The following is an 11,678-nucleotide window of genomic DNA, read 5'->3' on the forward strand; positions in this document are numbered from 1 at the left end:
CCCTGTTATTGCGATTTGCTGGGGAAACGAACAGTGATGCGCCGCCAGCCTGCGGTGGTTTCGTCTGCGGCCAGATCCATGTCCGCGCATGTGACCGGACGTGTCTCGCCGCCCGGTATCAGAACCTGCACAAGCGACTGCTCGCGCGGCATCCGACCTACGCGGTCGATCACGAGTACCAACTCGTCCGCCGAGCTCTCGATCGATACGTTCCAGCGGCCCTGCTCGCCGCTGCGCCACGCTTCGCTTTCGCCGTCGTCTTCGATACAGCCGCCGCGCGCGATCCCCGCCCCGTCGAACGGCACGACGATGAACGCGCGCTCGTCGGCGGGCCGGGCGAAGTGCTGTTCGGCCATGTTCAGCGGAATCACGCCGCCTTCGCGGATCAGCATCACCGGCTCGTCGAACGGCGCGGGCAAGCGCACGAAAGCGCCGCCATCGAACGCGTCGCCGCTCCAGTACGCGACCCACCTTGAACCGGCCGGCAAATAAACCTCGCGCGCGTCCTGTCCCGGTTCGACGACCGGCGCGACCAGCAGCGACGCGCCGAGCATCATGTCGTCGCCATCGACGAGACAGCGGGGATCGTGGGGAAACTCGGCGAACATCGGCCGCAGCGCCGGCTCGTAGTCGCGATGCGACTGCCACAGCAACTCGTAGAGATAAGGGATGAGCCGGTAGCGCAGCTTGATCAGTCCGGCGATCTGGCGCGTCAGGTCGGGATACATCCACGGCTCGTTCACGCTGCCGTCGTCGTTCCACGAATGAATGCTGAAGCGCGGAAGGAAGATGCCGAACGCCACCCAGCGTGCGAACAGTTCGGGCTCGGGCGCCGGCCCCGAAAAGCCGCCGATGTCGTGCCCCGAGTTCGATACCCCCGACATCGCGAGGCCGAGGCCCATCTTCAGGTTGAAGCGCAACGTTTCCCACGACGTGGAGTTGTCGCCGGACCACGTCTGCACGTATCGATGCATGCCGACGCCGCCCGAGCGCGACACGAGGAACGGGCGTTTGCCGGGTGCGTGCTCGCGTTGTGCATCGCGCGAGGCGCGCATCATCAGTTGCGTTTGCAGCACCTTCACCTGATGCGCCGGATACGGCTTGCCGAAGCCGTGCGCGATCGCGTTCGGCGTCCAGATCTCGAATTCGTTGTTGTCGTTCCAGGTCGCGGCGATGCCGTGCCGCAGCAGGCTTTCCTTCACGCGCGCTTTCCACCAGTCGATCGTCGCGGGATTCGTGAAGTCGAGGTAGGCGCCGACTTCGTCCCAGAACTGGACCCACGCGGGATCGCCGTCGCGGTCGCTGACGAGTAACCCGGCTTTTTGCACGTCATCGAAGGCCGGATGGTCGTGCAGGAGACACGGCTTGATGTTTGCGCACAGTCGCACGCCGTGCTGAAGGTAGCCGTCGACGAAACCATCGATGTCGGGAAACTTGTCGTGATTCCAGTTGAAGACGTAGCGCTTCTTCCCGATCGATGTGTAGCCCGACGACAGGTGAAACGAGTCGCAGAGAATGTCGTGCTCGCGGCATCGGTCGATGAACTCGCCCATGCGGTGCTGCGCGTCGGGGGCGTCGGTGTAGCTCATCGTCGAGCCGGAATAGCCGAGGCCCCACTTCGGCATCCAGGCGGGGCGGCCCGTCAGCCACGTGAAGCGCCGCACGGCTGACATTGGCGTCCCCGGCGAGGCGATGAAGTAGTAGTCGAGATCGCCATGCTCGGCGATGAAGTGCCGGTAAAGGCCGTGATAGTTGTCGAGTTCGCGGCCCATGTCGAAGTGACAGTCGGCGAGGGTGTCGTAGAAGAGGCCGAAGCCCGTCGATGTTTCCGGCTGCCACGTCACGTAGAACGGGATGTGCTTGTAGAGCGGGTCAGTCGTGCGCGCGCTGTAGCCCATCGCGTCGATATTGCGCATCTCGTAGTGCTGGTTCGCGCGGTCGAGCGACCCGGCGCGCTCGCCGAGTCCGACGTACATCTCGCCGCGTTGGCGCTCGACGTAGTGGTAGACGCGTGAATCCCACCAGCCGAAGTTATAGGCCTGCGTCCGGCGATCATTGAGAACGCGCCGCCAGATGCCGTCCTGAAGCACGTCCCACGCGCAGAAGCCGCCGTCGAGGTTGATGGTGAGCCGGATGCAGGCCGTCTGCACGACGAGCCGCTCCGCCGACGCCGACACCGTGTACGGCGTCTCGCCGAAGCCGCTCATGTCGCGGCGATCGCGGCCTTCGAGCGGCACGTCTTCCATGCCCGGCGCGATTGCCCACGTACGCGGGCCGTGCAGCTCGCCGTCGGGGAGGACGAGCACGCGGATGATGTCGTCGGCGAGGACGAACACTTCGATCCGGCAGCCCGCCTGCGCCGTCAGTTCCAGCTGGTTGCCGGCGTGGCCGGTCAGCGCAAAGCGCGGTCGATTGTTCAACGTTGCCATGTCATACCTCTCAAACAGGTCAGGCGGTTTTCAAGCCGGGTTCGCGCGTCTGGCCGCGCATGAGGATCACTAGCAGCGTCGCGCCGATCAGGTCGAACGCCCCAAGCGCTGCGAAAAGCGGCTTGTATCCGATGGAATCGGCCAGCGCGCCGACGAGCAGCGAAAAACCGAGGCCGCCGGTCCACGCCGCCATGCCCGCGAACCCGCTGGCCGTGCCGACTTCGCCGGGTTCGAAGACATCGGCGCTCAGCGTGTTGACGAGCGCCGAGATCATCTGATGGGCGAAGCCGCCAACGCAGAAGAGCGCAATCGCCTGATACGGCGACGCGACGAGTCCGATGCACGCCGGCCCGATCATCATCACCGCGCCCAGGACGACGCCCGCGATGCGCGACCAGATCAGCGGCACGCGCAGATGCTTCATCAGGAAGGGAGAGAGGTATCCGCCGAAGAGACCACCCAGGTCGGCGGCGAGAAACGGCAGCCACGCGAAGAGAGCGATCTCCTTGAGATCCATGTGGCGCTCGGTGACGAGGTAGAGCGGGATCCAGAAGCTGAACGTCTGCCAGGCCGGTTCCGCGAAGAAACGTGCCTGCGCGATGGCCCTGAAGCGGCGCGTGCCCAGCACGCTGTGAATGCCGCGCTTGCCCGCGTCGATGCCGATGGCGCTTTGTCCCGAGAAGATGGCGTCGCGCTCTTTATCCGAGATGCGGGCGTGATCGGCGGGCGAGCGGTAGAACAGGAACCACGCGGCGGCCCAGAAGAAGCCCATCGCGCCGGTCACGGCGAAGGCGCTGCGCCAGCCGTAGTGAAGCGAGAGAAACACGACGAGCGGCGGCGCGAGCAGCGATCCCAGCGACGTGCCCGCGTTGAAATAGCCGACCGCAACTGACTTCTCCTTGTTCGGAAACCACTCGGCGACGACTTTCATGCCCGCCGGAATCGCGACCGCTTCGGACAAGCCCATCAGTCCGCGCAACGCTGCAAGCGAAATCCAGCCGCTCGCGAAGCCATGCAGGCAGCCGACGAGCGACCACAGGCACGCGAAGACCGCGAAGCCGATGCGAAGCCCGATCAAGTCGATGATCAACCCGCACACCGGCTGCATGATCGTGTAGCCGACCTGGAACGCCGCGACGACATACGAGTATTGCTGCGTGCTCATGTGCAGCAGGGTTTTGAGTTCCGGCGCGAGCACGCCAAGCGAATTGCGCGACAGGTAGTTCACGATCGTGCCCGCACAGACGAGCGCGATGATCCACCAACGCAAACCGGTAATGGTTCTTTTCAAGCATGCCTCCCCTTTTTGATTCGCTGGTCTTTCGTTCGAATTCGAACGAAAACGAACATTTAGCGGGAGGTCATCGTACTACTGAGGTTTGAGTGGATAACTGGTGGAAACCATAGGTATCAACCGGTAAACATCCGAATAGGAGGCGTTCGATGAAGACTAAGTCATTGAGTTATATGACGACTTGCCGCTCGTTGGTAAGAGGGATGTTCGATTGTGAACATTTGTCTCCGGCTTCGAATTCTTACGCAACGTGCGGTCGAATCGCAATCGCGCTCTTGGCATTTGGCAGCACGCATAAGAACGCATTAAGACTATGTGCGACCAAAGCCGATTAATTTTCCGTTTGCAATGCCAACCGGGATCGCTTAAGTTCTAGCCGTTCTGCATGACTTGTTGGGAGAGACCGCGCATCCGATGCACGGCGCCGACGGAGCAACCGCCCCGGAAACTCTCAGGCGAAAGGACCAGCAGGTTAGACACAGAACATCTGGAGAGAGGCGCGTCGCGCCCACCGAAGGGGATCTCCGCCACCCGCTGGCGGAGTCAAGCTCTCAGGTACACAGACAGATGGGGCGTAGGCGCCGGTTTTCGGCGCCCTCAACGCAACCATCTGGAACGTTCATGTCCCATTACGCCGTCATCGGCGCCGGCATCACCGGCGTCACCACCGCGCACGCGCTCGCCGAGCGCGGCTTCCAGGTCACCATCATCGATCGTCATCGCTACGCCGCGATGGAGACGTCGTTCGCGAACGGCGGACAACTCTCCGCGAGCAACGCCGAAGTCTGGAACAGCGCCGTGACCGTGCTCAAAGGCATCCGCTGGATGTTCACGCGCGATGCGCCGCTCCTCATGAACCCGTCGCCGGGCTGGCACAAGTATTCGTGGATGGCCGAATTCGTCGGGCAGATCAGGAACTACCGCGCGAACACGATCGATACAACACGGCTCGCGATCGAATCGCGGCGGCATTTGTTCGATATCGCGGAGCGCGAGAACATCGACTTCGATCTGGAGCGCCGCGGCATCCTGCACGTCTATCACGACAAGCGCGGTTTCGAGGCGGCGGCGCGCGTGAACGCGCTGCTCGCGCAAGGCGGCCTTGACCGGCGCGCCGTCACCGCCGACGAAATCCGTTCGATCGAGCCCGCGCTGCGCGGGGAGTTTCACGGCGGCTTCTTCACGCCGTCCGATTCGACCGGCGACATCCACAAGTTCACGCGCGGCCTCGCGCGTGCGTGCGAACGCCGGGGCGTCGCGTTCATGCACGACACGACGGTCGAATCGGTCGGTCGCGTGGGCACACGGTTCGACGTGTCGGTCAAGCGCGCAGCGGGCGATGGCTGTGCGGAGACCGAGCGGCACCGGTTCGACGGCATCGTCGTGTGTGCGGGCGTCGCGAGCCGCAACATCGCCGCGATGCTCGGCGACCGCGTCAACATCTATCCGGTCAAGGGCTATTCGATCACCGTCGGACTCGACGACGAAGCGAGCCAGCAGGCGGCGCCGTGGGTCAGCCTGCTCGATGACTCCGCGAAGATCGTCACGAGCCGGCTCGGGGCGAACCGCTTTCGCGTCGCGGGGACGGCGGAGATCAACGGCTTCAACCGCGACATCCGCGCGGACCGGATCGCGCCGCTCGTCGACTGGACGCGGCGGCATTTCGGTGGCATCGACACGTCGAAGGTGATCCCGTGGAGCGGCTTGCGCCCGATGATGCCGGGGATGATGCCGAAGGTGTCGAAGGGCAGACAGGCAGGCGTGTACTACAACACCGGGCATGGGCATCTGGGATGGACGCTCTCGGCGGCGACGGCGCAGTTGGTGGTCGGGGCGATTGCGGCTTAGCGGTAGATGGCGTGGGCTGCTTTGCGACGGGCCAGCCGATGCGTGAGGCAAGGCATGTGCGCCACGCCGTTCGTCGCACGGCCGGACAACGCGATTCTTGGGCGCCGGGCGTTTCGTGGAGCGCCGCGAGCCGAAGCAAGCGCTCACCGCCTTCGCTAGAATGAATCCACCTCATTCGGCGAAGGTGGACCATGCTCGAATTCAAGCACCACGCGAAGACAGCGAAGCTCGACATCTGTTACGCCAATGCCGGCCCCGACGACGGCTCCGCCGTCATCCTGCTGCACGGCTGGCCGGATGCGGCGCGGGCTTGGTCGCGCGTCTCGGCGAAGCTGAACGACGCGGGCTTTCGGACCATCGTCCCGGAGTTGCGCGGGTCGGGCGCGACGCGCTTCCTGCACGACGACACCGTGCGCGACGGCTCGGGCGTCGCCTTGGCGCAAGACGCGATAGATCTCGCCGATGCGCTCGGGCTTTCGACCTTCGATGTCGTCGGCCACGACTGGGGCGCGCGCGCCGCTTACACGATGGCGGCACTCTTCCCCGAGCGCGTGCGGCGCATCGCGGCGCTGGCGCTTGCATTCCAGCCGCGCGGCGCGTTCACACTGCCGGACTTCTCGCAGGCGCGCAAGTTCTGGTACCAGTGGTTCATGGCGCTCGATGACGCGCCGTCGGTGATCCGTGCCGATCCCAAGGGCTTTGCGCGCATCCAGTGGGACACGTGGTCGCCGCCCGGCTGGTTCGACGACGCCGAGTTCGACGCCACCGCGCGTGCCTTCGACAACCCCGACTGGGTGTCGATTACGCTCAACGGTTACCGGCGTCGCTGGCGCAAGGACGAAGCGTCTGATGCGTCGTATGCGGCGCTTTACGCGCGACTGGCGACGATCGAACGGCTCGGTACGCCGACGCTGATGCTGCAAGGCGTCGTCGATCTGTGCGACGAGGCGAAGTCGTCGGAGGGGATGGAAGGGTATTTCACGGGCGGTTATCGGCGGGTATTGCTGGAGGGCGCCGGACATTTCCCGCTACGGGAAACGCCCGATGCCGTCGCCGATGCGGTGATCGCGCATCTGCGCTGAGGCGGGCAGCAGCGCGCCACGGCGTCGCAAAAACCGCTTACGCACTGTTCGCGCGACGGCTTCACATGAACCCGTCCGCGACCCGCACAAATCCTCAGGCCCGCGTCGGCGCGACGGCGTTTCGCGGCCGCAGCGTCGCCATGACCAGATACATGCCGCCGCCGATCACCACGCCGAAGAACCACCCATACGTGTTCCACCAGACCGGCAGCAGGCTCGTGAAATTGGGCAGGAACGTCGAGAACACGCTGCCGACCACCGCGGCCGTCAGCGCGTTGACGTTCCACCCGCCTTCGTAGCGATACTCGCCGTACTCCTGGTAAAGCGCCGCGACGTTGATGTTGCCCTTCGCGACGAGGTAATAGTCGACCAGGATGATGCCCAGCAGCGGCCCCATCGTCGCGCCGATCGCGTTGACGAAGTGTGCGGCGTTGCCTTCCCACGGCGCGAACGGATACAGCACGAGCGCGATGGCCGCCGCGATGTAGCCGCCCTTCTTGAAGCTGATCACTTTCGGAAACGTGTTGGAGATGTCGAATGCCGCCGACACGAAATTCGCGACCACGTTGATGCCGAGCGTCGCGACCGCGAACGTCAGCGCCGCGATCAGCGCCAGTACCCAGCTATCGAACTTCGCTGAAATCTGCTCGGGGTGCAGCAGCACTTCGCCGTACACCTTGAACGCGGCGATCGTGGTGACGCCCGCGACCAGCGAGAACGCGATCAGGTTGACCGGCAGGCCCCACAGATTGCCTTTCTTCACGGCATCGCGGTTTTTCGCGTAGCGCGAGAAGTCGCAGAAGTTCAGGTACAGCGCCGCGAAATAAGTGATCCACGTCGCGCCCACTGCCATCAGCGCCCAGAACGAGCCCGGCGTGCCGCTGATGCCGGCGTCCTTCGTCTTCTCCAGGAGCACGGGCATCGGAATGCCGTGGGAGAACGAAAACCCGCCGGCCTTGATGCAAAGGCCGATCGCGAGGATCAGCATCGCGATCCACACGGCCGGGCCCGCCCAGTCCTGGAACCTGCGCACAGTCTCCATGCCTTTCTGGATGATGAGCAACTGCAGCGCCCAGATCACCACGTAACAGATCACCTCCAGCCCCGAGTGGCCGAGGACGTGCGTGCCCTTGTGGAACGCCATCAGGCTGTCGCTGCGGATCAGGAGCGCGACCATCGCGCCCGATGCCGCCGCTGTCTGCGCGCCGTACCAGAAGCACGCGACGACCGCGCGCACGATCGCCGCGAGGTTGGCGCCCCACACGCCGAATGACGCGCGCGCGAGCACGGGATAAGGGACGCCGGTTTTTTCTCCCGCGAAGCCGATCAGGTTCATCAGCGCGAAGATGACGAGCGAGCCGAGGCCGATCGCGAGCACGAAGTTGACGAAGCTGCCGCACAGCAGGAACAGGCTGGCGGCGAGGTAGTAGCCCCAGAGGCTGTGCACGTCGGACGTCCAGACGTTGAAGATGCTGAAGGCGCCCCAGTTGCGTACCTTGGCGGGCGCGAGGTCTTCGTTGTAGAGGCCGGGGGAAGGGTCGCGGATTTCCATTTTGTTATCTCCAAAGGGTTCGTGGCACTCAGGAAACACCGCCGAATAACCTTGGGCCGCGTCGCAGCCCCGGCGTCTGAAGCAGACTCGCATGGAAGAACTTTATGTATTTTGTTGCCTTGTATCGAATGGGTTAACCCTAGGCGATGTACGTGTAGGCACCTTGCCGCGCGACTTACTAATCGAAAGCTAAGGATTGCGATCCGCGAGCGCCTCCAGCATCGGCGCCGATGGTACGAAGAACAGACTACCCGTGACCGCCCGGCTGTAATCGAGAAGGCGGTCGTAGTTGCCGGGCGGCCGTCCGACGAACATGTTCTCCATCATCTGCTCGATCGGGTCGGGCGCGTTGGCATAACCGATGAAGTAAGTCCCGAACTCGCCCGCGCCCGGACGGCCGAACGCCATGTTGTGTCGCAGGATTTTCACTTCCTGGCCGTCCTTGTCGATTGTCGTGAGCGAACTGTGCGACGACGACGGCTTCACGCCATCGGCGAGTTCGACGTCCGACAGCTTCTTGCGGCCGATGATCCGTTCCTGCGCCTCGACTGACAGCGAATCCCAGGCCGTCATGTCGTGCAGGTATTTCTGCACGATCACATAGCTGCCGCCGGCAAACTCGGGATCCTGATCGCCGATCACGACGAAGTCGAACGCCTCGCGGCCCCTCGGGTTCTCCGTGCCGTCGACGAAGCCGACCATGTCGCGCAGGTCGAAATAGCGGAAGCCATGCACTTCATCGACGACCGAGACCGCGCCGCCCAGCCGTCCCATCAATTGGGCGGCGAGCTCGAAGCAAAGGTCCATGTGGTCCGCGCGAATATGCAGGAGAAGATCGCCCGGCGTGCCGATCGCGCGGCGCGCGCCTTCGCCGAACTCGCGGAACGCGTGAAGGTTCGCGGGGCGCGGTGCGCCGAAAAGCGTATCCCATGCGTCGGAGCCGAAGCCGAACACGCACGACAGCTCGCCGGTAGGCGCACGCGTGCCGACAGCGCGAACCAGACCGGCGACGTCGGCGCAAAGATCGCGCACGGACTTCGCGTGGTCGGGGCCGGGCTCGAGCGTGGCGACGATGAAGATCGCGCTGCGTGTGACGGGATTGCAAACGGCTTGCGGTTCCGGGAGGTCGGTGGGCATCGGATGAATGTCCTTGGATCGGTGGCGGGGTTTTCAGCAAGATTAGTGGATTCCGCGAATCGGCGCGACCACGAGCCGTCGCGTCCCACGGACGGAGGCGCGCGCGGCCGGGCGTGGCCAGGGCGTACCAGTCCATCGAACCTCCGCGCCGCCTTGCCTGCATGCGCAAAGATCATCGTTTTGCTTCGTCATGTATCTGTCGCGCCAACGGATACATGGCGATACACAACGGCGCCTTCCCGACACACCCCGGATACGTCCGCGCGTTCAAATGCAGTCATCGCCAGACACCTTCGGTACCGGCGGCGGGAAACGGAATCTGTCCGCGCCGATCCCCCGGTTCTTGCCGAAACCTTCATTTCTTTCGCACGGAGTACGACCATGAAACTCTTTCGAATTCTCGGTGTTGCCGCCGTTCTCGCCACGCCTTTCGCTTCGTTCGCGCAGTCGAACGCGCCTGTGACGCGTGAGGGCGTCCGCGCAGAACTCATCCAGTTGCAGAAGGCCGGCTACAACCCGGCCAGCGATCAGACTCAATACCCGAGCAATATCCAGGCGGCGTCGGCTCGCCTGTACGCGACGGATTCGTACGGTTCGTCGATCACCGGGACATCGGCGGCTGGGGCGCCGGATGCGGTCGCGAACATCCCCGGTTTCGGTTCCGTGTACGCGCGGCCTTGAGCGTCGCCAAGCGTAAAAAGGAAACGGTCGCCGAGCGACCGTTTCCTTAGTGTGATGTGCTCCCGATACGCTCAGTGAACCGTTCCTTCCTCACCGGCCGCAGTCGTCTGCTTCGATTGCCGGCTCAGCATCAGCGTAACGACCGCCGACACAGCCAGCGTCGCGCCGACCAGATACAAGCCCGCCGAATACCCACCCGTCACGTTCTTGAGCCAGCCGATCGCGAACGGCCCGACGAAGCCGCCGAGGTTGCCGACCGAGTTGATCATCGCGATCCCGGCCGCCGCTCCGGCACCCGAGAGGAACATGCTCGGCATCGCCCACAGCGGCGCTTTTGCCGCGCTGATCCCGATGTTCACGACGACCAGCGCCAGGATGATCATCAACGCGCTGGTGGCGCCCCCGGCGAACACGAACCCGAGGCAGGCCACGACACACGGAATGACGACGTGCCACGTGCGTTCTTCGGTACGGTCCGAATGCTTGGCCCAAAGGATCATCGCGATCACGGCGAGCACGCTCGGCACGCCGGCAAGCAGACCCGTCTCGAACGAACCGAAGCCGTACTGCCGGATGATCAGCGGCGCCCAGAGGCCGAGCGTATAGAGACCTGCCGACGTCCCGAAGTAGATCAGCGCAAGCGCAAGCACGCGGGGATCGCGCAGTGCGCTCAACGCGCCAGCGGTGTGTCCGGCATGCGATTGCTTCGCGTCGGCTTCCATTTTCAGCTTCGCGATCAGCCACTCGCGCTCATCGGCCTTGAGCCAGTGCGCCTTCGACGGCGTGTCCGTCATGTACTTCAGCACCACGAAGCCGAGGATGATCGCGGGCACGGCTTCGATGATGTAGAGCATCTGCCAGTCGGCGAAACCCCAGATCGGGGGCAGTTTCATGATCGCGCCGGAGAGCGGCGAGCCGATGGCGGTCGAGATCGGCGCGGCCGCCATGAACCAGGCTGCTGCGACGGCGCGCTGCCGGGCCGGGAACCACAGGCTGAGATACAGAATGATGCCGGGGAAGAAGCCCGCTTCGGCGACGCCCAGAATGAAGCGCAGCGCGTAAAAGCTGTTCGGCCCTACGACGAACGCCGACGCCGCAGAGACAATCCCCCATGACACCATCACCCGCGCGATCCACTTGCGCGCGCCTACCTTGTGAAGAATCAGGTTCGACGGAACTTCGAACAGGAAGTAGCCGATGAAGAACAACCCGCCGCCCAGGCCGAACGCCGTGGGCGATAGACCGATGGCCTTGTTCATCGTCATCGCGGCGAAGCCTACGTTGACACGGTCGAGAAAGCTGATGAAGTAAAGCAGCATCACGAACGGAATAATCCGCAGCATGAGCCTGCGGGAAACCCGCGCTTCGAGATCGGAAATCATCTTGTCTCCTCCTTGGAGGGGTGGGCGGTGCGTGTGCTTTTTATGGTTTTGGGCGCGCGCATCGGGGCTGCAGAGGTGTCGATCGTGAATCTTTAGGCGCGCAGGAAGCCACGAGCGGCGCGGATGCCGCTCGGGATTCCCTGCTTCGTGTGACGCGCGCTTAGGCTGCGGCGGCGACTGCGGCCTTGTCGAGCAGCGCGCAGACCGCTGCCGTCACTTGCGCCGTGGTCGCCGTGCCGCCGAGGTCGCGCGTATGGAGCGACGTGTCGGCGG

General features: G+C 64.1%; 8 protein-coding genes and 2 riboswitches. Of the genes, 3 read left to right on the top strand and 5 right to left on the bottom strand.

Annotation, left to right across the window (positions count from 1 at the left end; translation table 11 throughout):
* Window positions 1-5: 5 nt before the first annotated feature.
* Both AWB67_RS13220 and AWB67_RS13225 read right to left on the bottom strand, forming a co-directional pair.
* Complete coding sequence (locus tag AWB67_RS13220) at window positions 6-2,429, bottom strand: glycoside hydrolase family 31 protein (RefSeq protein ID WP_087656691.1); 2,424 nt, start codon at window positions 2,427-2,429, stop codon at window positions 6-8.
* Window positions 2,430-2,448: 19 nt separating this feature from the next.
* Entirely contained in the window at window positions 2,449-3,720 is a 1,272-nt protein-coding gene (locus AWB67_RS13225) for an MFS transporter (protein WP_087656692.1), read from the bottom strand.
* A gap of 387 nt (window positions 3,721-4,107) precedes the next feature.
* Window positions 4,108-4,200, top strand: a riboswitch (glycine riboswitch).
* Window positions 4,201-4,300, top strand: a riboswitch (glycine riboswitch).
* A gap of 44 nt (window positions 4,301-4,344) precedes the next feature.
* On the opposite strand from AWB67_RS13225, the gene AWB67_RS13230 reads away from it, so the two are divergent.
* Window positions 4,345-5,571 carry a D-amino acid dehydrogenase gene (locus AWB67_RS13230; RefSeq protein WP_087656693.1) on the top strand — a complete coding sequence of 409 codons (1,227 nt, stop codon included), beginning with the start codon at window positions 4,345-4,347 and terminating at the stop codon, window positions 5,569-5,571.
* Window positions 5,572-5,762: 191 nt separating this feature from the next.
* The gene (locus tag AWB67_RS13235) at window positions 5,763-6,653 is read left to right on the top strand and encodes an alpha/beta fold hydrolase (RefSeq protein ID WP_087656694.1); all 891 of its coding nucleotides are present in this window, start codon (window positions 5,763-5,765) and stop codon (window positions 6,651-6,653) included.
* Window positions 6,654-6,747: 94 nt separating this feature from the next.
* Here the strand turns inward: AWB67_RS13235 and AWB67_RS13240 are convergent, their stop codons facing one another.
* Entirely contained in the window at window positions 6,748-8,205 is a 1,458-nt protein-coding gene (locus AWB67_RS13240; protein ID WP_087656695.1) for an NCS1 family nucleobase:cation symporter-1, read from the bottom strand.
* A gap of 189 nt (window positions 8,206-8,394) precedes the next feature.
* Window positions 8,395-9,342, bottom strand: coding sequence for a Dyp-type peroxidase (locus tag AWB67_RS13245; protein ID WP_087656696.1), 948 nt, complete (start codon window positions 9,340-9,342; stop codon window positions 8,395-8,397).
* 381 nt (window positions 9,343-9,723) lie between these two features.
* Here AWB67_RS13245 and AWB67_RS13250 point away from each other — a divergent pair, with 381 nt between their 5' ends.
* Window positions 9,724-10,023 carry a DUF4148 domain-containing protein gene (locus AWB67_RS13250; RefSeq protein WP_087656697.1) on the top strand — a complete coding sequence of 100 codons (300 nt, stop codon included), beginning with the start codon at window positions 9,724-9,726 and terminating at the stop codon, window positions 10,021-10,023.
* Window positions 10,024-10,094: 71 nt separating this feature from the next.
* Here AWB67_RS13250 and AWB67_RS13255 read toward each other — a convergent pair whose 3' ends face one another.
* Window positions 10,095-11,405, bottom strand: coding sequence for an MFS transporter (locus AWB67_RS13255; protein WP_087656698.1), 1,311 nt, complete (start codon window positions 11,403-11,405; stop codon window positions 10,095-10,097).
* Window positions 11,406-11,678 lie beyond the last annotated feature (273 nt).

It is taken from the genome of Caballeronia terrestris (assembly GCF_001544515.1).
In the GTDB taxonomy this organism is placed as follows: Bacteria; Pseudomonadota; Gammaproteobacteria; order Burkholderiales; family Burkholderiaceae; genus Caballeronia; species Caballeronia terrestris.